This is a genomic window from Pelagicoccus sp. SDUM812002, assembly GCF_031127835.1.
Classification (GTDB): domain Bacteria; phylum Verrucomicrobiota; class Verrucomicrobiia; order Opitutales; family Opitutaceae; genus Pelagicoccus.
In genome coordinates this window covers 323,698-343,093 of sequence record NZ_JARXHX010000003.1, presented here as the reverse complement: position 1 = coordinate 343,093, position 19,396 = coordinate 323,698, and the positions used below count along the sequence as shown (strand labels likewise).

Here is a 19,396-nt window from a genome sequence, read left to right as displayed (position 1 = left end):
CTTAGTCTAGCTCTTTGCTGTTGCTGACGAAGGCGATGTGGGTTCCGTCGGGTGACCAGCTTGGGACGTTGATGCTGCCTTGTCCGCCGTAAATGTAGGCGATGGTCTTCGCTTCGCCGCCTTCGATTGGCATTTGTCGGAGATAGACCTTTTTGTAGAACGGGTGGTCGTTAGGATCGATGTCGGAAGGGAAGGCGATGTAGATGAAGGAAGTGCCGTCGGGCGAGACGTGTGGGAACCAATTGTTGAAAGTGTCGAAGGTCAGCTGCGTTTGCTCGCTTCCATCTGCCTTCATTCTCCAGATCTGCATGTTACCCGATCGAACGGAGTTAAAGAATATGTATTGCCCGTCCGGACTGTATTCCGAGCCGTCGTCTAAGGTCGGCAAGTTCGTGAGCGGGGTCTCTTCCTTGGTTTCGATATCGATGGCCCAAATATCGTATTGGCCATTTCGGTGGCCAGTAAAGATCAAGCGTTTGTTGTCTGGAGTCCAACCGTGCAGATAAGAGTGCCCGTTTTCGGGATCTGTTATTTGGACCGGATTGTCGCTGCCACTGGTTGGTAACGTGTAAATGACTGAAGTTCTGGAATCTCCGAGGTGGTGACTGATGCCGATTTGAGAACCATCAAACGAAAGCACATGGTCATTGTTGTTATCGTTCGCATGTCCTGTATTCAGCTCTGTGATACTCCCGTCGCTAAGGGTATAGTTATAGAGCTTGCCTTCAGAATTGTAGATCAAAGTTTTCCCATCTGGAGTCCAGTTGGGCGCTTGGATTGAATTTGGAAAAGTTGCCAGAACCTTACGCTCCCCGGTCGCCACTTTCATAATCTCCAAGCGGCTTCCGATATAGTCCCGATAAGGGCGAAAATCGGGATCAGCTGGTAGTACGACCCGAACGTTTGAGAAATGGGCCGTCTCGACGACGGAGGGATTGTGGGAGCAGATGAAGAGTCCCGCCAAGAGCTCCTCGTCTAGCTCCATCTCTGTGCTCACGGATTGGTAGGTTTCTCCGAAGCGTGCCGCGGAAAAGACGAAGCGGTGTCCCTCGCGCTGCAATTGTATTTCGGTGGGACCTTCAAGGGGAGAGACGATTTGGTCCGTGGCTCCGCCTTTGCCCTCTCTGTATTGGAGGGAAGTGAGTCCGTCTCCATGCACACAGGCATCCACGTAAGGAGAATCAGAATCCAAGGAATTGCGTGCGATGATGCCGATCTTGCGATGTGGGTCTACACCCTCGCCCTCGAATTCGACGGTAGCTCTGATGATGAAGTCTCCCTTGATCTCTCGGTAGGCGAATTGAAACTGATCCTGCTCCGCCCACATGTTTATTCCAGCCCCACTGAGGGTGTAGCTCTGGGTGGATTCGGAATAGGAGGAGGAACCAGATAATTCTGGATCGCCGACGTCAGTGGTATGCGTGAAGTCGCCGACGGCATTGGCAAAGGTCATCGTGCTGAGCGGGCAGAGTGAAACGAAACCGATAGCGGTATTAATAAGGGTACGGGAAGTCATTTAGGGGTAAGGAGTTTTAGAATTCCCATCTATACTCAATATTTCGAAGGTAACAAGGCCTCGCCTACAGAGGTGCACTCTTACACAATAACCTCCAGAAAGCCAACCGTTACGAGTCGCTGTAGGGCATGAGTCATTCCAATGAGCGCTGGCTCAGGATGCTATGCTAGTTGAAAATCGGACTCTTCTTCTAAGTTCAAGGAGATGCGGGCGCTTCCGAGGTTGATCGCGATTTCCAAAAATCCACCCGACCCCAGATATGCCACAGGTTTTCCTTTCGACACATTGTGGAAGGAAAGTCCGAACGGAATTTCGTCTCCATTTTTTAATACAACAGCACTGGGAGTGGGGCTGTTTTGAGTGAGGCGAAGGCTCGTGATGGCGTTGCCGAATCGGTCGAAGTAAAGGGCCCTGCCTTCCATAGGCAGTTCGTGCACTTCTGGAAAGGTGACGCCTTCGTGGGCAAACTTGGGAAGAGGAGTGCAGAAGTCGCTTGGCAGCTTGCCGTTGGCGAGAAAGGCAGCGGCTGGAGCAAAGAGGTCGCGTCCGTGGAAGGTGCTGCTGTTGCGCACCTTTGCGTCAAAGCGATGTGGCTCGATCTGGTAGGTTCGACACATTCCGGAATCGAGCAGGCCGAGAAGACCATTGTCGGGCGCTACGAAATAGTAGTCTCCATCGTAGTGGATAATGGGCTTCCGCTCCGAGCCAACGCCCGGGTCCACGATGCAGAGAAAGATGCTCCCGCGAGGGAAGTCATGGTAGCACTGCGATAAGATAAACGCTCCTGAACGTATATTGCCAGGCTCTACTTGATGGGTGATGTCTATCACGTTTGCCTTGGGGCTGATCCTGGCGAGGACAGCTTTGACGGAAGCTAGATACCAGTCGCTCTCGCCGAAGTCGGTGAGGATGGCTATGATGGGAGGATTTGGAATCATCGTGTTTGCGGGAGAGGTGCGAGGAGCGAATACCAAGGTGGGTCTTCAAATGCGCTCTATTGAAGGCGCGTCATCGCAGATAGGTAGAGTTGGCGAAAGGAGGGGATTATGCTAGGGCTCGTTCCATGAGTTTCAACGCGAATATTGGAGCACTCTTTTTGGCTATCACATTCTTTGTTTTCGGCGCTTTCGGACAAGACGAAGAGGCAAGCTTCAGGGAGCCGCTCTTTTTCTCGGACCTCGACAAGGATCAGCGAACTCCACAGGCGGTGCGAGTCGGTGGAGTTGTATTCGTGTCGGCTTTGGACGCGCCTGGCGGCACGTTGGAGGAGCAGTTGAGAACCATCTACATCAGGCTTCAATCAGTGCTGGGTAACTACGGTATGCGTATGGGTGACGTGGCGCAGGAGCGTATTTACCTAAAGAAGGGAGCGAGCTACGATGCGGCCACCGCGGCGCGCCAGATCGTCTACAAGGAAGGCGCAGGTCCGGCTTTGACTATCGTGGAAGTGGCGGGGTTTGAGAATGCCGGCACGCTCGTGGAGATTGAACTGATTGCTGTCGCAAATCCGGAAGTGGATTAGAATTATGTATGTTTTGGTGACCTTGCTTTTTCTCGAAAAACCTTAAGTCTTTGGTCATATGAGTTTTCAGCCTTCTGATGAGATACTAGAGAAATACGCCGATGTTATGATTAACTTCGCCCTGAACAGCGGGGAAGGGGTGAAGCCTGGCGAAGTGGTACAGTTGCGCGTTCCGGAAGTGGCTAAGCCCTTCCTCCTGGCCTTGCGGCGAGCCGTATTGAAAGCCGGTGCGCATCCCTTGGTCTTTTTCACGCCGGATGACATGGCTCGCGAATTCTTCGAGTTAGCCAACGACGAGCAGCTCAGTTTCTTTGCCGAGAAGTTTCACAAGGGAACGGTCGACCAGATCGACCACACTGTGGCCATCCTTGCCGAGACAAACAAAAAGGAGCTGGACGGTATTGATTCAAAAAAGATCATGACCGCTCAAAAAGCCTTGAAGCCTTACATGGACTGGCGTCGAGCCAAGGAGTCTGCTGGCAATTACACTTGGACCCTCGCGATGTGGGGCACGCAGCAAATGGCTGACGAAGTTGGCATGAGCTTGGAAGAGTACTGGGAACAAATCATCGAGGCTTGTTACCTGCGTGAAGAAAAGCCGGCCGATAAGTGGAAGGAGCTCTACGAAGAGCTGTACTCTTACAAAGACAAGCTAGATGCGTTGGCCATCGAGAAGCTTCACGTCGAGGCGGAAAATACGGACCTATGGGTCAAGCTGGGCGATCATCGTAAATGGCTAGGCGGCTCGGGTCGCAACATTCCAAGCTTTGAGCTTTTTGTTTCGCCTGATTGGCGCGGTACGGAAGGACGTATCCAATTTACGGAGCCTCTTTACCGCTATGGCGCCCTGATCGAAAATGCGTATTTGGAATTCAAAGACGGGCTCGTCGTCAAGGCGACTGCCACCAAGGGTGAAAAACTCCTACAGGAAATGATCGCAGTCGAAAACGCTGACAAGGTGGGTGAATTTTCGCTAACGGATCGCAGGTTTTCACGTATCACCAAGTTCATGGGAGAAACGCTCTACGACGAGAACGTTGGAGGTGAGTATGGTAACACTCACATCGCTGTCGGCTCCGCCTACCGAGACTCCTACACGGGAGATCCTTCCAGTGTTTCCGAAGGGCAATGGGCAGACATGGGGTACAACAACTCCGTGGTACATACTGATATTGTTGCAACTTCCAATCGAACGGTCACAGCTTACCTTAAAGATGGTACCCACGCTGTGATCTACAGGGACGGGCAATTTACCATCTAGTCCTTTCCTTACCTCATCTACTCCTACCCCCCCCCGATGTTTTTCGCTGCTCAACGGTATCGTTTGCTCATTGTAGTTGGACTGTTGGCTGTAGTTACCGTGGCTTCAGCGAAGCGCTTCAATATCCTCGTCAACGCGGAGGCGGACGCGTATTATATGGCGAAGGCTGAGAAGCTAGAGTACCAGACCTACCACGTCATCAAAGGTAAATACCACGGCGGTTCGACTCGGGACAGGGGCTTGGAAACAACGCAATTCGAAGACCTGTTTGATTCCTTGGCGGAGACGCTAAGCATTAGAAACATGTACCCCGAACAGGATCGCTACCAAGGGGATTTACTGATAATGGTTTCTTGGGGAAGAACCTCGTTAGACCCCGATTGGGGGGAGTTGCAGGGTATCACTGGCTCTGACGATTTGACGGGTGGAGAGGCCGCAGAACAACAGGGAGGTGGTGTGAACCCTACTTCGGCCGGTGCAGCGATGGCAGCTTCGCAAACTGCTGCTCCGATCGACACTGGGGGAGGCATGAGTCTCGGTCCGAATAGCAGTTCACAGCGCTCGAAAAACATGGCTCTGCTCGGGTTACAGGGAAAATTGCGCAGCCGAAACCTCTTTGGGTTTACCCCGGACGAAGATCTTTGGGAAGCATTGGAGGAAGAGCGATATTTTGTCATCCTGAATGCGTTCGACTATCAACACCTGATCAATGAGAAGGAGCTCAAGCAAGTCTGGAGGGTACGCTATAACACGCGGGCGATCGGAGTCGGTTTCGAGACTGCGTTTGAGTCGATGAACGAAGCTATCGCCGGTGTTATCGGAGTGCAAATGGACGACATCGCCAAGGTGAAAGGAGACACCAAGGGTACTATTTCCATGGGTGACCTCGAGATGGTAGAGATGAGCGATGGGGAAAAGAAGGAGATGAAGCAATGAGTGGAGTGTCTAGGATCGGGCTTGACATCGCCCAATCTGCAACTCTTTTTCCTTCAATCTTCGTCGGACTTGTCCGATGAATTCGAGACAACCTCTTGCAATGAACGCATCCGCAATCAAGCCAATCAGCCTTTTCAACCTCGTCCTAGTGAACGTGGTCGTGGTGGTCGTGGTCGGATGGACCGCGTCAGCGAGAGGTTGAACGAAGCAAAGAGCTTTTAACGAAACAACCCCGCCGGCGCAAAACCGGCGGGGTTGTTCGTTTTTGGATGCCTTCGTCGGAAACAGTCGGTGATCAAACCCTCAAATTAACTGAATCCGAAAATGAACTACACAGGCGCAGAAATCCTCATAAAGTTGCTCGAAAGACAGGGCATTCAAAGAATCGCAGGTATCCCGGGCGGAGCGAATCTCCCGATGTACGATGCTTTATCACGGAGCGAATCCATCCGGCACATCCTGGCTCGCCACGAGCAGGGCGCTGGTTTCATCGCCCACGGCCAGGCGAGAGTTACGGGCGATGCAGCAGTCTTTTTCGCAACTTCTGGACCGGGAGCGACCAATACGATTACTGCCCTTGCCGACGCGAAATTGGATTCGATCCCAGTCATTTGCATAACGGGGCAGGTTCCAAAGGCGTTGATTGGTACGGATGCCTTCCAAGAGATAGATACGTTCGGGCTTAGCCTTCCCGTGACCAAACACAGTTACTTTGTTCAATCAGCGTCGGAATTGCTCGAAATCATTCCAGACGCCTTTCGAGTAGCCACCTCTGGCCGGCCGGGACCGATTTTGATCGATATTCCGAAGGACGTACAGATGGAACGCATCCTAGTTGAACAATGGCCGGAGCCGGGACGGCGTGAATTGGAATCTTTCATCGCTCCTGCCGACATCGAATCGGCCGCCCGTATGATCGACGAAGCGTCACGCCCTATCATCTATTTAGGCGGGGGCGCCATCCATGGTGGAGCGGAGAATAAAGCCCGCGAATTCGCGGAGCGTATCCATGCTCCGGTTACTACTACACTGATGGGCTTGGGAGCCTTTCCGGCGAGCCACCCTCAGTCCATCGGGATGCTCGGCATGCATGCCGCTCGTTTTACGAACAAGGCTTTGGAAGAGTGTGACCTCTTGATTGCTCTCGGCGCACGCTTCGACGATCGCGCTACCGGAAAAGTTGCTCAGTTTTGTCCAAACGCGAAGATCGTTCACATCGATATCGACGATGCCGAGTTGCATAAAATTAAGACTGCCCACATCGGTATTCAAGCGGACTTGAACGCAGCCTTGCAGGAATTGATTCCTGCGACTCGCCAGTCTCGGCGGGAAAGTTGGATGGAAAGAATAGCGGAGTTGAAGCGCGATTTTCCGATGGAAATGCCGGATCCCACCTCTTCGACTTCAGCCTATGGAATTATTCAGGAAACGCAGCGTATCTGCCCGAAGGATACGATCGTTACGACAGATGTTGGCCAACATCAGATGCGTGCAGCGCAGGCGTTCAAATTCGAACAGCCCCGTCGTTGGTTAACCTCCGGCGGACTAGGAACTATGGGATTTGGTTTGCCCGCTGCCATAGGAGCAGCTTTAGAGGCTCCGGAACAGACAATCGTTTGCTTTTCGGGTGATGGTAGCTTGATGATGAATATCCAAGAGTTGGCGACAGCTGCCGAAGAGGGCGCGAACTTGAAAATTGTTTTATGTAACAACAATTCCTTGGGTTTGGTGCACCAGCAGCAGACATTGTTTTATGGGAAAAACATCTTCGCTTCTAACTTCAGCAGCCACCTCGACTTTTGTATGATTGCCCGCGGGTTCGGTGTTGGTGCCTACGATTTGGCGAAGACCGAGGACCCTGGAGCGATGTTGCAGGAAGCCTTGAACGCTGAGGGCACGGTTTTGATAAACGTTCCCATCGATGTTACCCATAAGGTATTCCCGATGGTTCCGCCTGGTGGAGCGAACTCCGAAGCGATACACGAGCAAATCGAGCAAGAAGTTGCGATCTAGGAGAATACATGAACGCGTATCAGAATTGGAAATACAATGAGTACCAGCAGGTCGGGAAGGACTATTCCCAGCCGAAGGAGGTTGAAGACTACGATTCGTCACATGCTCAATTTCGAGATGTTGAGACGGAAAACGCGACTTTGATCGCAATGCTGAATCTCTGTTCGGACTCTTCCGTTTTAGATATTGGATGCGGAACGGGAGAATTTGCGTTGGCTTCGGCAAAGGTTAGCAACTCTGTGCTAGGCATCGATGTTTCCCCGGAGATGCTGAAGCGGGCGAACGAGAAAAGGCGTGGTGCGAACTTGGTGAACCTTGATTTCGCTTATGCGGGATACCTCGATTTTGAAGTACCGGATGAAAGCCTAGATGTGGTGACGAGCAGTTTCTCTCTGCACCACTTGCCGGATTTTTGGAAAGGAGTGGCACTGTCCAGGATCTGGCGAAGCTTGAAGCACGAGGGCGTTTTGTTTCTGCGAGATGTAGTGATGCCAGACGAGGAAGCGATTGGATGTGTGAACGTGTTTATCGGTAGGCAAGACGAGCGTGGTGGCGAATTCTTGCGGGATGATGCGATTGGGCACTTTCGCGAGGAGTTTTCTACCTACAGCTGGGTGATGCTCGGTTTGCTCGAACGAAGTGGGTTTTCGGTTGAGCTAGAGGAAGTGAAAGATGGTGTCCTGGTCGAGTACCTCTGCCGTAAACGCGGCGCTTGTTTAGATTAGTTCTTTCAAGTCCTGAAGACTGATCTTCGCGTTTGCAGCTTCGCTGGCTTCGAAGACGTCGGCGAGGAGCTTGCGTTTTTGGTTCTGGAGTTGGAGGACCTTTTCCTCGACGGAGTCGCTCACGATGAGTTTGTAGCTGGTGACGACCTTGGTCTGTCCGATACGGTGGGCGCGGTCGGTGGCTTGGGCTTCGGCTGCCGGGTTCCACCAAGGGTCGAAGTGTACGACGGTGTCGGCGGCGGTGAGGTTGAGGCCGGTGCCGCCGGCTTTGAGCGAGATGAGGAAGATTGGGATGTCGTCGGAATCGTTGAATCGGTCAACCTCGGCCATGCGATTACGAGTGGAGCCGTCGATATAGCAGTAAGGAATGTTTTGCGAATCGAGCTCTTCCTTGAGTATCGAGAGAAGGGATACGAACTGGGAGAAGACAAGGATACGGTGTCCCCCATCCATGGATTCTTCGAGAAGTTCGAGAAAGGAGTTGAGCTTGGAGGAGGCCGCAGCTTCGAGTTTGTCGTCGAGCAAACGGGGATCGCAACAGGTTTGGCGAAGGCGCAGCAGTTGGGTAAGCGTTTTCATGCGCATAGCTCCTTCGCTTGCACCGTTTTTTTCTAGTTGTGAGATCTCCGCTTCCGCGTGTTGGCGAGCCGCTTCGTAAGTCTTCTTTTGAGCAGGCGTCATTTCCATAAAGAGCACTTGCTCGATCTTTTCGGGAAGCTCGGTGGCGACCTTGTCCTTGGTACGACGAAGTATATAGGGGGCCGCTTGGTCGAGAATGCGGCGTTCGTGCCAGCGGCGCTCGTCTCCGCGGGCTCCGGTGGGTATGGGTTTCCAGCCGCCCGGCATTATGAAGTCCAGAAGCGACATGAGATCTTGGATACTGTTCTCGATCGGCGTACCCGTAAGGAGGATACGGCCGTCTGTTTGTAGGGCGGTGAGTGCCTTGGCGTTCTGGGTGCGTCGATTTTTTATGTGCTGCGCCTCGTCGGCGATGACACAGCGGAAATTGACGTCGGCGAAGCGTTTCTTGTCGCGGATAAGGGTGCCATAGGAGGTGATAATCAGGTCGTATGCAGCCGCTTCAACTGGGGACTTGATACGGGTGGTACCTTGATTGACGAATACTTTGAGATCGGGGGTAAACTTGGCAGCTTCGCGGCGCCAGTTTTCGACAAGCGAGGCCGGGCAGACAATAAGCGAGGGTTCAGACGATGAGCGGTCTTTGAGGGCACTGAGAAGTGCAAGGGCCTGCAGGGTTTTGCCGAGGCCCATCTCGTCGGCGAGGATTCCTCCGAGTTTATTTTGGAAAAGGTGGTTGAGCCAGGCGACCCCGGTTTTCTGATACGGACGAAGGATAGATGCGAGGGATGCTGAGAGCTGAGGAGCCGCAAGTTTGTCGAGGTGCTTGAGGGCTTCGCTGCGCGTGCGCCACGTGGAAGGCGGCTTGAAGTTTGGATTGAGCTCAGAGAGAGGCTCCTCGATCTCTAGGCTGCGGGAGTAGGGGATCTTATAGCTGCCGTTGTGCAGGAGCGGTGCATTGAAGTCACCGGTAAGTTGCTTTTGCACTGAGTTTAGCGAATCGAGTCGAGAACGCTTTATGAGAAAGACCTTTTCTCCGGACTCGATGTAGTGCTTCCCGGTGTTGAGGCTTTGACTGATATCCTGCTGGGATGCGTGTCCTGCCGAAATGGATACGGTGAGGTTATAGCCGTTCCGTTCCTCGACGACTTCGGTTTTGATTTTTGCCTCTGGCATAGCTCCGACGCGCTTCTCGAAATTGGAGGTGAACTCCGCTTGGTATTTTTCTTCGAGGTCGGTCCAGTATTCGCCAAGGAAATTGAGGGTTAAGTGACGGTCGCGTAGCCACCACTTGCGGTTGCCGGGTTCGAGCTTGAACCGGTAGGTTTGTAAGAGTTCTCGAATTTCCTCGTAATAGGGGTGTTCGCGAGAAGGCAGCGAAATAGCGAGGTAGTGTGTGGAGCCATCGACGGTCAGGGGGGCACCGTCGAAGAGAAACGGTTTCTGGTCGAGCTCTGGCTCAGGCTGCAAAGATTCCGATTTTAGGCCGCTGTCTTCGTCAGGCTTCTCGGCCTCCTCATGCTTGAGGTGCTCGGTGACTCCGATGAGTTCAGAGCCGTTCCAGCCGATGGGCTCTTTAGGGTTGTTGGCCCAGTAGAAATCGGCTTGTCCTGATAATGTGGAGACGAGGGTGGAGAGCTTCTCGCGATCGAGCTGAAGAAATGAAGAAAGTTTTCCGCCGCACCATTGGAAGAGGGAAAAGGCGGCGACGCGGCCTGCTTCGTCTAGTTCGCCTAGCTTGTCGGGAGTGAGGGTTTCCGGACGGACATTGTTCCCATTCGGGAGGGTGATTTCGAGTTTGGTGGGAATGGCGTCGCGAGGGGCGGCCGTCTCGATGTTGGGCGGAAGGATGATGCGGAGTCGCATTTGAAGGCGGATAGGGAAAAAGGCGGTAGGAATGGCGTGAATCGCGCGTTCCCAAAGTGAGGGCTCTAGCGTTTTACAGGGACGTGGATGACGTATTTCTGGTCGAATTCGTCGTAGTCGAAGAAGTCTCGGATGGAATACGGCTTTGGCTTTTCTTTGATCGAAGAGAGTTCCTCGGTGAGGTCGCCGCCTTTAAGATAGAGCACGCCGTTGGGCAGGGCATTGAGGCTGGAGCGTTTTACCTTTTTGCGAATCCAGCCCATGAACTTTGGTAGTTGGGTGACGGCGCGTGCTACGATGAAATCGACTTGGCGATCGACTTCTTCGACTCGGCATTGAATGGCGACCGCGTTCTCTAATCCAAGGCGATCGAGGCAGTCCTGCACGACTTTGATCTTCTTGCCGATGGAGTCGACTAGGAGGAAGCGGGTTTCTGGGAAAGCGATGGCGAGGGGAACGCCGGGGAAGCCGCCACCGGTGCCGACGTCGATGACGGTGGTGTTGGGTTGAAACGGCATGACTTTTGCGATGGCGAGGGAGTGGAGGATATGCCGCTTTGGGAGGTTTTCCACATCGGCGCGCGAGATGAGGTTAATCTTCTCATTCCATTCCGCGATGGCGGAGGCGTAGGTTTCGAACTGGGCGATTTGTTCGGAAGTAAACTCAGGAAAGTGCTGAGAGACGATGGAGAGGTCGAAATTCATATGAAGTTGGCCAAGGAAAATGGGTTTGGCAGCGGTGGCGAAACAAAAGCGAAGGTCTTGGGTTGATCGGAAAAGGATGAATCGGTTACTTGTTGGTAACATGCAGGTAACACAGAGCGGTTAGGATACGGGCCTTATGAAAACAACCCATATGTTTAGACTGACGGGGGCTGCTGCGGGATTTTGCATTTTTGCCAATGCGCTTTTCGCCCAGGAGGCTGCCCCTTCGATTTCGTTGTCAGACGCTCTCGAACGAGCGATCTATTTGCACGAGGGAGAAGCTCGTTTACCGGAGGCGGAGCAGGCGTTTCGCGGGATATTGGAGGAAAGCTCACTAATCGACTCGATCGCTGCGGAAGCAAGCTATCGTTTGGCGGTCGTGTACATCGAGCAAGGCAAGCAGGCGCTCGCCATGTCCCTGCTATCCGACTTGGTGAAAAAGTACCCAGATGAGGAGCTTTGGGTCACTGAGGCGACGGCATTGCTTCCGCAGGAGTTTGTCCCTGAAATCACTCCTTGGGAAGACGGCGAGCGACTTTATTATGATTGGGTTCTCCCTACTGGAAACGTGGTTGGGCACAGCTTCGCCACGATCTACAGTTACGATTGGGAAGGGCGTCAACTTTGGAGGAAGGAAACGCGTTATTTGTTAAACGGAAATCGGGCGACGGCGGTGGAGTTCGACAAGGATACTTTCAATACGGCCTATGGGTGGATGTACTTTGACGAGATGGGGAACTGCCGCGCGTGGTATGGGGAGGATGGCTTGTCGGTGAAAGTTGAGTATTCGAAATCCGGCGCGAGTCGAGAATTCGAGTTTAATGAAAGGGCTTACGACAATGAGCAGGCAGCGGAGTTGATGCGGCAGATGCCGATCGAGCTTGGCTACCGGATGACAAAGAAGATCTTCGTTTCCTTCTCGGGAATGCCCATCGACATATCATTTGAGATAGTAAAAATCGAGGAGGTGGATACTGCGATCGGCCGGATCGAATGCTACGAGGTCGAAATCGACATGCATGTGCAAAAGCAGACGGTTGTGATCACCACTGACGAGCGGAGAATTCCTGTTCTTTATCGAGCCGGTGGCGTAGAGGGCCGATTGACGAAGGTTGAGACGGTCGATTTGGACGGCTTCAGCACCTATGAAAACGAGGAGCATGGTTTTGAGGTGGAATATCCAGCGTCTTGGTCGGCAATCCGCCAAGAGAACCGTAGCGATGCGAGCGACCAAATCGTTTGGTTAGCAGAACCGATGGTGCGAGGTAAGTACATGGCAGCCTCCGAATTGAATAGCGATTGGCGTCGCGAGGATCCTATTTCGCTAGAAGGCTTAGTAGAGGAGATGTCGAAGCAGATTTCTCGGCAGTTCAAGAATGTAGAGTCGGAAGCTAGGCTCGTTCGCGCTCTCTCAGTGGATGGAAAGCAAGGTCAGTCTTATGTCTTCGATGCCAAGGACAGTAGCGAAAATGCGGACGATGTTTACGTCTACATTTTTCTCGGTGAGGAGAAACACTACTTTTTCCAGGCTGTGATCGCGAAGAGCGATAAGGAAGACATGCTACCGATTTTCGAAAAGATCGTCATGAGTCTGAATACGAATGCATAGAATGTTTGGCCGTACTGGTAATGCGAAGCCAAGTGTCATCCAAGCTTCGGCTTGGGTGACTTATTTGTTGTTAGGAATCGGAATCTTCAGTCCTGTTTTTTGCGTCATTTGGTTGGTTCAGAAAACCGTGGAAAGCGAAAACGCCCTGGTACGTCAGCTTGTAGAAGAAGCGAAAGAGCAAAGTCTGATAGATACTGCTGATTTAGTTCGTTTGACGGCCCTCGGGATGGTGCCCAGCCCGCAGAACAACGGGGTTCGCTACTCGTGGAACCAAACTGACGAAAAGGTCGCAATGGAAGACGCTAAGGAAGCGAAAGAGAAAGTCGCTGAAATTAGGGAACGTGTATCTAGGCTTACAGACAAGGAAGCGCAGGACAAACTAGCAGAACTGATTGTTGCTACTGACTTTGACCAGATGCGTTTAATAGGTGGGCGGTCTCTAGATTTGGTTCTGGTCGAGTTAGGGATTTCTCGCATCAAAAAGGGAGGCGAAATTGCGGATAGTTTTCTCGAGGCGGTTGATGCCCTTATCCTACGCGAGATGTCTGAAGGCTCTCCGAATCGTCAGCTGCGGTATGTCCTTCGTCGATACGCCGAGGTCAGTTCGTCTTCCGAAATTCAGAGACTAGCAGAAGCTGAACAGCTTGTGGATCGTTGGTTGGAGTTTGTGCGAAACACTAGTAGTTGGCCGCCGCCGTCCGGACTAGGTCGAGGTGATGGTTTCTTCTATTCGGTAGCCGCGAGCGAGGACGAAGTCCTAATTTTCCCTAATGAATCATTGGTGAGAGCTAGCCAGAATCTAGAATCGCTGCATAACAATCGATTTACCTTAGGGCTCGATGGCGGTGAAGTTGAAGGGTCTTACCGTTTGAGGGCGCCGTTAGATTTCCTATATCTGCAGCCGCAGATGGGAGCAGAGTTTTCGGATGTGGCTAGCGGTAAAGCGGTGTTATATATTTGGATCGGCGGTATCGTATTGGGACTATCGGTCTTGTCGGGAGCGGTTATCGTTTTTTCTGTACGACGTCAGGCTAGTGTGACGCAGTTGAAGGATAACCTTGTCGCGACCGTCACCCATGAATTGAAAACGCCTGTTTCCTCTATACGCCTGCTGGTGGATACATTGATGGACGAGACGCGCCGCGAAAAAGTGAATACTCAAGAGTATATCGAACTGATTTCGCGTGAGAACCAACGACTGGGTCGCTTGATTGATAATTTCTTGTCTTTCTCGCGTATGGAGCGGTCGAAGGGGAGTTTCGACATTTCGAGAACACCTGTTACGGAAGTGCTTGTATCTGCAGAGGAAGCATTTCGGGAGCGTTTTAAGGGACAGCGTTTCGAGCTTGAGGTCCGACGCAGTGAAAAGGTGCCGGATATCGCGGGAGATATGGATGCCTTGGCAACGGTGCTAGGTAACTTGTTGGAGAACGCCTTCAAATATGGAGGCAAGGATCGTCGTATCATCTTAAGAGCGAAACGATCTGCCCACGGGGCAGATTTCGAGGTGCAGGATTTTGGCCCGGGCATCGGAAAGAGGGATCAGAAACGCATCTTTAGGAAGTTTTTCCAGCTCGATCGAAATGCCTCTGTTCACTCAGGTAGTGTTGGTTTAGGGCTGAGTATCGTGGACTTCGTCGTTTCCAAGCACGGTGGAAAGATCGAATTGGAAAGCGAAGTCGGTAAGGGAAGCACGTTTAGAGTAAGGATACCATATGCCTAAGATATTGATAGTTGAAGACGATGAAGCGCTAGCTAGGGGGTTGAGGGACAATTTTTCGTGCGAGGGTTATGAAATATTGTATTCAGCGGATGGTGACGAAGGTTTGGATTTGCTGCTCGAGAAGGGCCCTGATTTGGTGCTGCTCGACGTGATGCTGCCGGGGTTGGATGGCTTCTCCATCTGTGATGCGGCTCGAAAGGAAGGTTGTGACATGCCGATCATCATGCTGACCGCGAAGGGGCAGGAGCGGGATATCGTACGCGGCCTAGAGTCAGGTGCTGACGACTATGTGGTGAAGCCCTTTTCGGTGCGCGAGTTGATGGCCCGAGTAAAAGCCTTCTTGAGACGCCATAGATCAATTGACGAGCGTATCTATGAATTTGGAGTTTTTCGATTAGACCGAGATTCGATGGGTTTGTCTCGAGGGGGTGAACCGGTTAAACTGACTCGCAAGGAGTATCAGTTGCTTGAATACTTGGTTACGAATGAAGGGAAAGCTCTCACCCGTCAGGGTATAATGAATACGGTTTGGGGAAGTAGCGTACTCGTCACTCAAAGGAGCGTGGACCGGTGTGTGACTACCTTGCGCTCTAAGGTGGAACTGAATCCATCGAGCCCGAAGCATATTTTGACAATTCGAGACGTGGGCTATCGGTTCGAGTCCTAGTAGTCGGCTTTCGTTTGATTTCGGGGTTTGCGTGACCAGTCGTTCAATACATCGGATTCCAATGAATTCTTACTGGTCTTGTCAGAGCAGATCAGCGAGTCTCTTTCCGCTTAGAATAGAGGCTCCCATTGCAATACCGTCTATGCAGTTGCCGCCGAAGTGCAGTCCTGGAAACTCCTCCTCAAGTCCGCGAAGCGTTTCTTTCCATGGACCAAATTCCTTTGTGTATTGGGGAATTGCGTGCGGCCAGGAACTGCAGCGATAGAAAGTTGGCTCGCCTTCGAGTCCGATTAAGGGGCGAAGATCGTGCAAGGCGATTTCGAGAAGCTTGTCGGGTACGAGGGCGGCTAATTCAGGATGACGTACGCCGCCGACCATGACAGTGAGTAAGCAATGCTCCTCGGGTGCGCGACCTTCGTAGAGCGATGAGCTGAAAAGAGCTCCAAGAATAGTCGGCGTTTCTTGACTGGGCACAAGTACTCCAAATCCATCGAGGGAATGTTGAATTTGATCCCTGCGAAATCCGAGGGCAAGGCTGTGCACCGGAGGATAGGTCAGCTTCGGCGAGGCTTCGAGGGGATCAGCAATTGCTTTACTCCATGCGATTCGTTTGATCGCGTGGGAAGGGAGACAGACGATCAACTTCTTTGCTAAGCCTTTGAAATTTTCGCCGTCGCGTTTCCAAGTGACTTGCCACGTATCGTCGATTCGATCGACGGCCACGACTTCGGAGTTAAGCCAGAGTCGGTTACCGAGTTTGCGAGCGATAGTCTTCGGTAGAATGCCAAGACCCTCCTTGAAACTGATCGAGCGTTTCTTGTAGGCGGTACCTTCACGCTTTTGTTTCTTCTTGTGTTTTATGGCGCCGCGAATGATGGAGCCTCCGTCACGCTCGAATCCGCGCATGAGTGGAAACGCGTGCTTAAGAATGAGCTGGTGAGGGTCGCCTGCATACACGCCGCTGACGAAGGGATCTATGGCGTAGTCCAAGAAGTCCTTCCCCATGCGTCGTTGGACGAAGCTCGCGACTGTTTCCGTGCGAGCGTCTCTCTCGGATATCTTTTCTCGGAAAGGTTCGAGCAAAAATCCCAATTTTCCTCTCAGGGAGAACAGCGGTGTAAATATTGTTTGTAGAGGGGAGGAGGGCACTGCGACGGGACGGCCGCGCTTGACGATGTAGCGTTTGTCAGCAATGGGGTTGGTCTCTTGGAGTTGGTCCGAAAGCCCCAGTTCTTCAATGAAAGATTCGACCCAAGGATCGGGTAAAAGGAGCGAGTTAGGGCCCTTTTCGTAGAGGTATCCATCTTCGCTACTAGATCTTATCGGGCCGCCTGCGTGAGTGGACTTTTCGACGACTGAAATATCTGATCCTCTTTGCTGGGCGAGGTAGGCCGTGGTGAGTCCGCTTATGCCACCTCCCAATATGATAGCGTCTTGCATAGTAGATTTAATCGGGTCGGCCGCTTAGATTATTTTAGGGTTAAGCTGCTTGAGGAGCTCGCCCTTTGCGATCCAATCCTGTGCTTCGCCCATGTTGCTGAATATTTCGTATTGAATTGCGATCCGAGATCCAAAGGCAGCCTTGAACAGGCACGCGGATTCATAGCTTTTGCCTCTACGGAAAATCCAAGCAGACTGACTTCTTCCTCTCAAAGTTTCGGTTTTTTTAACGTGATCGAAAACCGACTTCAAGTCTTTGATCGTTATCTGTTCGATCGAGGCTTGGCTCGCATTCCAGATAAGATTGACGCCTGGTTCAAAGCAGTTGTCCGAAAGTACTGAATCGTAGATTTCGGGAAATCTCTCTACTATTATGGGTCCCTCTAGCCTGATATATAGAGAGTTTAGCTCCGGTATGAAACGTAAGTCTGTCACTCTTTCTGATAACTACTGATTCCAGCTCGTAACGGTATCGACAAGAGTCTCCATATTCTCGATACGAGCAGTGGGGTGGATTCCATGGCCTAGGTTGAATATGTGTCCGGGGCGATCCTTCATCGCTTGGAGAATCCGTGTAGCGTTAGCACGCACGATCTCGGGTTTCGTGTCGAGCAGCACGGGATCTAAATTTCCTTGTATTGCGATGTGGGAAGGTATGCGTGCAGCTGCTTCTTCGATTGGAATGGTCCAATCTACGGAGATCGCTTTCGGGTCGCAAGCAGCTTGTCGTGCTAACTGCGGCGTGGTCCCCTTTGCGTAGATTATCATTGGCACTTCGTCTCTGACGGCATCGACAATTTTGCGTATCCACTTTAGGGATGCCGCTTCATAGTCCTCACCCGAAATGATCCCGCCCCAGGAGTCGAATATCTGGATAGCATCTGCTCCGGCAGCCTTTTGCATACGAAAATAAGCAATAAGAGCGTCGGAGATTTTCTCCATCAAAAGTTCGAAGGTCGGTCGGTCTTGATAGAAGAGCGCCTTCACCTTGGCGAAGTCCTTCGAGCTGCCTCCTTCGAGCATGTAGGTGGCGAGAGTCCAAGGCGAGCCGCCGAATCCAAGGAGCATTTTAGATCCGTCGAGCTCCGCGCTGATCAGCTTCAGCGCATCTGCCACGTAACTGAGCTTTTCCTCTATGGAGCTTGAGGTGAGTTTTTCGATCTGGTCGCGATTCTCTAGAGTGTAGTCCATCCCGATGCCACCTTGCTCTCGGAAGTGATAGCCTTGGCCCATGGCTTCGGGGATGACGAGAATGTCAGAAAAGAGAATAGCAGCGTCGAGGGGAAAGCGTCGTAGTGGCTGCATGGTAACCTCAAGCGCGAGTTCAGGTGTCTGGGCAAGCTCGAGGAAGCTAAACTTTTCTTTTAGAGCTCGGTACTCGGGGAGGTAGCGACCGGCTTGGCGCATGACCCAGATAGGAGGGCGGTCGAGTGGTTGGCAGTTGAGGGCGGCGATGAATCGTTCGCGGGAGTTCATTAATCGAAAAAGAGATGGGTAAATTTTCAGGTAGCGGCTAATTTATCTGAGCCAGTCCGTAGGTTTGAGATATTTTTCGTAGAGTTCGGCTTCGGGGCTACCGGGTTCAGGATGGTAGTCGTATCGCCATTCGACGACGGGAGGGAGAGACATCAGGATGGACTCGGTTCGCCCGTTGCTTTGCAAACCAAAATGAGTGCCTCGGTCCCAGACTAGATTAAATTCTACGTATCTGCCGCGTCGATACAGTTGGAATTTCCTTTCACGCTCGGAGTAGGGAGTGTTAAGCCTGAGTGTCACGATCTCTGCGTAGGCTTCCATGAAACGTTCGGCGACGCATTGAATCAGTCCGAGTGAGTTGTCGAAACCGCCTTCGTCGAAGTCGTCGAAAAAGAGTCCGCCAATGCCACGTGGCTCGTTGCGGTGCTTGAGGAAAAAGTATTCGTCGCACCATTTCTTGAATTTTGGATAAAGGTGCTCGCCGAAAGGGGCGCACGCTTGCATGGCGTGCTGATGCCAAGAGGTGCAGTCTTCCTCGAAGCCGTAGTAGGGCGTGAGGTCGAAACCGCCGCCGACCCACCAGATGTCCTTTTCACCCTCGTTTTGAGCGGGTGCGATAAAGAAGCGCACGTTTGCGTGGGAGGTTGGAACGTAAGGGTTGCGCGGATGAACGACGATGGATACGCCAGTTGCGTGAAAGGGGCGACCGGCGAGCTGGGGACGGCTGGCGGTGGCGGTAGGTGGGAGGTTTTCACCCCTGACATGGGAGAAATTAACGCCTGCCTTTTCAAATGTTTGGCCTCCTTCGAGGACTTTTGAGGTTCCGCCTCCACCTTCTTCGCGTTCCCAAGAGTCGCTCAGGAAGGTCGAATCTGATGTTTCTAGGGTCTCCAGCCGACTGCAAAGACGCGACTGGTAGTCGAGGAGGAAGGTTTTGGCTTGTTCGAGTTTGTCTCGTTCCACGCGGCACATGTGTAGTGGGAAAGAGCGTGAGGGCTAGTAATTTGTGCGGCGATTGGTCAGATTGACAGGAGAGCCACGGGAAAGCTAGAGTCGAAAGTAGGTAATAGACTCCATTTAGGACGATGCTCTTGGGGCCGTTAGAGGAATCATGCTTGAAACGTTTTTCCTCATCTATGGCGTTATGATCGTCGCTGGTTCTTGGTTGATGCTGACTGGAGTAGCGGAAGCTCCTGTTGGGTATGAAGACGAAGACGGGTTTCACTATGTACCAGTCCGAGTTGATGACGAGCAGTACCACACGGTTGAAGATCGCTAAGCTGATCACGAACAATTTTCGGATACGAAAAAGCCCTGCTGGATGTTACACCAACAGGGCTTTTGCTTTGAAATGTTTTC

Annotated in this window: 16 protein-coding genes; 9 read left to right on the top strand and 7 right to left on the bottom strand. The window is 52.2% G+C overall.

Features of this window, described 5'->3' with window-relative positions:
• Position 1: 1 nt before the first annotated feature.
• Together QEH53_RS07040 and QEH53_RS07035 are read right to left on the bottom strand one after the other, a co-directional pair.
• Complete coding sequence (locus QEH53_RS07040; RefSeq protein ID WP_309022444.1) at positions 2-1,516, bottom strand: hypothetical protein; 1,515 nt, start codon at positions 1,514-1,516, stop codon at positions 2-4.
• Between the two features lie 161 nt (positions 1,517-1,677).
• Complete coding sequence (locus QEH53_RS07035) at positions 1,678-2,454, bottom strand: SAM-dependent chlorinase/fluorinase (protein ID WP_309022443.1); 777 nt, start codon at positions 2,452-2,454, stop codon at positions 1,678-1,680.
• Between the two features lie 125 nt (positions 2,455-2,579).
• On the opposite strand from QEH53_RS07035, the gene QEH53_RS07030 reads away from it, so the two are divergent.
• The 5 genes from QEH53_RS07030 (at position 2,580) to QEH53_RS07010 (ending at position 7,973) form a co-directional block, all read left to right on the top strand.
• Positions 2,580-3,038 carry a RidA family protein gene (locus QEH53_RS07030; protein WP_309022442.1) on the top strand — a complete coding sequence of 153 codons (459 nt, stop codon included), beginning with the start codon at positions 2,580-2,582 and terminating at the stop codon, positions 3,036-3,038.
• A gap of 58 nt (positions 3,039-3,096) precedes the next feature.
• On the top strand, positions 3,097-4,299 hold the full coding sequence (locus tag QEH53_RS07025; RefSeq protein ID WP_309022441.1) for an aminopeptidase: 1,203 nt from the start codon (positions 3,097-3,099) through the stop codon (positions 4,297-4,299).
• A gap of 36 nt (positions 4,300-4,335) precedes the next feature.
• Positions 4,336-5,235 (top strand): hypothetical protein, encoded by a 900-nt coding sequence (locus QEH53_RS07020; RefSeq protein WP_309022440.1) that lies wholly within the window; start codon positions 4,336-4,338, stop codon positions 5,233-5,235.
• 324 nt (positions 5,236-5,559) lie between these two features.
• Positions 5,560-7,248, top strand: a complete 1,689-nt coding sequence (gene ilvB, locus QEH53_RS07015) for an acetolactate synthase large subunit (protein WP_309022438.1) — start codon at positions 5,560-5,562, stop codon at positions 7,246-7,248.
• An 8-nt stretch (positions 7,249-7,256) separates the two neighbouring features.
• Positions 7,257-7,973, top strand: a complete 717-nt coding sequence (locus QEH53_RS07010) for a class I SAM-dependent methyltransferase (protein ID WP_309022437.1) — start codon at positions 7,257-7,259, stop codon at positions 7,971-7,973.
• Here the strand turns inward: QEH53_RS07010 and QEH53_RS07005 are convergent.
• Positions 7,965-10,418: an SNF2-related protein gene (locus tag QEH53_RS07005; RefSeq protein WP_309022436.1), complete on the bottom strand. Its 2,454-nt coding sequence runs from the start codon at positions 10,416-10,418 to the stop codon at positions 7,965-7,967. The genes QEH53_RS07010 and QEH53_RS07005 overlap by 9 nt on opposite strands.
• A gap of 65 nt (positions 10,419-10,483) precedes the next feature.
• Complete coding sequence (gene rsmG, locus QEH53_RS07000) at positions 10,484-11,122, bottom strand: 16S rRNA (guanine(527)-N(7))-methyltransferase RsmG (RefSeq protein WP_309022435.1); 639 nt, start codon at positions 11,120-11,122, stop codon at positions 10,484-10,486.
• 136 nt (positions 11,123-11,258) lie between these two features.
• Between rsmG and QEH53_RS06995 the strand changes: the two genes are divergently transcribed.
• The 3 genes from QEH53_RS06995 to QEH53_RS06985 are packed head-to-tail and all read left to right on the top strand — an operon-like array spanning position 11,259 to position 15,121.
• A complete protein-coding gene (locus QEH53_RS06995; RefSeq protein ID WP_309022434.1) occupies positions 11,259-12,731 on the top strand; it encodes a hypothetical protein in 1,473 nt (490 codons plus the stop codon).
• Entirely contained in the window at positions 12,724-14,454 is a 1,731-nt protein-coding gene (locus QEH53_RS06990) for a HAMP domain-containing sensor histidine kinase (RefSeq protein ID WP_309022433.1), read from the top strand. Before QEH53_RS06995 ends, QEH53_RS06990 begins: the two co-directional genes overlap by 8 nt.
• On the top strand, positions 14,447-15,121 hold the full coding sequence (locus QEH53_RS06985) for a response regulator transcription factor (RefSeq protein ID WP_309022432.1): 675 nt from the start codon (positions 14,447-14,449) through the stop codon (positions 15,119-15,121). Before QEH53_RS06990 ends, QEH53_RS06985 begins: the two co-directional genes overlap by 8 nt.
• Before the next feature lie 81 nt (positions 15,122-15,202).
• Here QEH53_RS06985 and hemG read toward each other — a convergent pair whose 3' ends face one another.
• From hemG to hemF, 3 genes are all read right to left on the bottom strand, one after another.
• The gene (hemG, locus tag QEH53_RS06980) at positions 15,203-16,561 is read right to left on the bottom strand and encodes a protoporphyrinogen oxidase (RefSeq protein ID WP_309022431.1); all 1,359 of its coding nucleotides are present in this window, start codon (positions 16,559-16,561) and stop codon (positions 15,203-15,205) included.
• A gap of 447 nt (positions 16,562-17,008) precedes the next feature.
• The gene (hemE, locus tag QEH53_RS06975) at positions 17,009-18,037 is read right to left on the bottom strand and encodes a uroporphyrinogen decarboxylase (protein WP_309022430.1); all 1,029 of its coding nucleotides are present in this window, start codon (positions 18,035-18,037) and stop codon (positions 17,009-17,011) included.
• 42 nt (positions 18,038-18,079) lie between these two features.
• Entirely contained in the window at positions 18,080-19,009 is a 930-nt protein-coding gene (gene hemF / locus QEH53_RS06970; protein WP_345785705.1) for an oxygen-dependent coproporphyrinogen oxidase, read from the bottom strand.
• Positions 19,010-19,148: 139 nt separating this feature from the next.
• Here hemF and QEH53_RS06965 point away from each other — a divergent pair, with 139 nt between their 5' ends.
• Positions 19,149-19,316, top strand: coding sequence for a hypothetical protein (locus QEH53_RS06965; RefSeq protein ID WP_309022428.1), 168 nt, complete (start codon positions 19,149-19,151; stop codon positions 19,314-19,316).
• The last annotated feature ends 80 nt before the right edge of the window (positions 19,317-19,396 follow it).

Bases quoted from the DNA above. Each gene is read 5' to 3' on its own strand.
- hemG (WP_309022431.1), bottom strand. From the start codon at position 16,561: ATGCAAGACGCTATCATATTGGGAGGTGGCATAAGCGGACTCACCACG.
- QEH53_RS06985 (WP_309022432.1), top strand. From the start codon at position 14,447: ATGCCTAAGATATTGATAGTTGAAGACGATGAAGCGCTAGCTAGGGGG.
- QEH53_RS07030 (WP_309022442.1), top strand. From the start codon at position 2,580: ATGAGTTTCAACGCGAATATTGGAGCACTCTTTTTGGCTATCACATTC.
- QEH53_RS07010 (WP_309022437.1), top strand. From the start codon at position 7,257: ATGAACGCGTATCAGAATTGGAAATACAATGAGTACCAGCAGGTCGGG.
- QEH53_RS07040 (WP_309022444.1), bottom strand. From the start codon at position 1,516: ATGACTTCCCGTACCCTTATTAATACCGCTATCGGTTTCGTTTCACTC.
- hemE (WP_309022430.1), bottom strand. From the start codon at position 18,037: ATGAACTCCCGCGAACGATTCATCGCCGCCCTCAACTGCCAACCACTC.
- rsmG (WP_309022435.1), bottom strand. From the start codon at position 11,122: ATGAATTTCGACCTCTCCATCGTCTCTCAGCACTTTCCTGAGTTTACT.
- QEH53_RS07035 (WP_309022443.1), bottom strand. From the start codon at position 2,454: ATGATTCCAAATCCTCCCATCATAGCCATCCTCACCGACTTCGGCGAG.
- hemF (WP_345785705.1), bottom strand. From the start codon at position 19,009: ATGTGCCGCGTGGAACGAGACAAACTCGAACAAGCCAAAACCTTCCTC.
- QEH53_RS06990 (WP_309022433.1), top strand. From the start codon at position 12,724: ATGCATAGAATGTTTGGCCGTACTGGTAATGCGAAGCCAAGTGTCATC.
- QEH53_RS06995 (WP_309022434.1), top strand. From the start codon at position 11,259: ATGAAAACAACCCATATGTTTAGACTGACGGGGGCTGCTGCGGGATTT.
- QEH53_RS07005 (WP_309022436.1), bottom strand. From the start codon at position 10,418: ATGCGACTCCGCATCATCCTTCCGCCCAACATCGAGACGGCCGCCCCT.
- QEH53_RS07025 (WP_309022441.1), top strand. From the start codon at position 3,097: ATGAGTTTTCAGCCTTCTGATGAGATACTAGAGAAATACGCCGATGTT.
- QEH53_RS06965 (WP_309022428.1), top strand. From the start codon at position 19,149: ATGCTTGAAACGTTTTTCCTCATCTATGGCGTTATGATCGTCGCTGGT.
- ilvB (WP_309022438.1), top strand. From the start codon at position 5,560: ATGAACTACACAGGCGCAGAAATCCTCATAAAGTTGCTCGAAAGACAG.
- QEH53_RS07020 (WP_309022440.1), top strand. From the start codon at position 4,336: ATGTTTTTCGCTGCTCAACGGTATCGTTTGCTCATTGTAGTTGGACTG.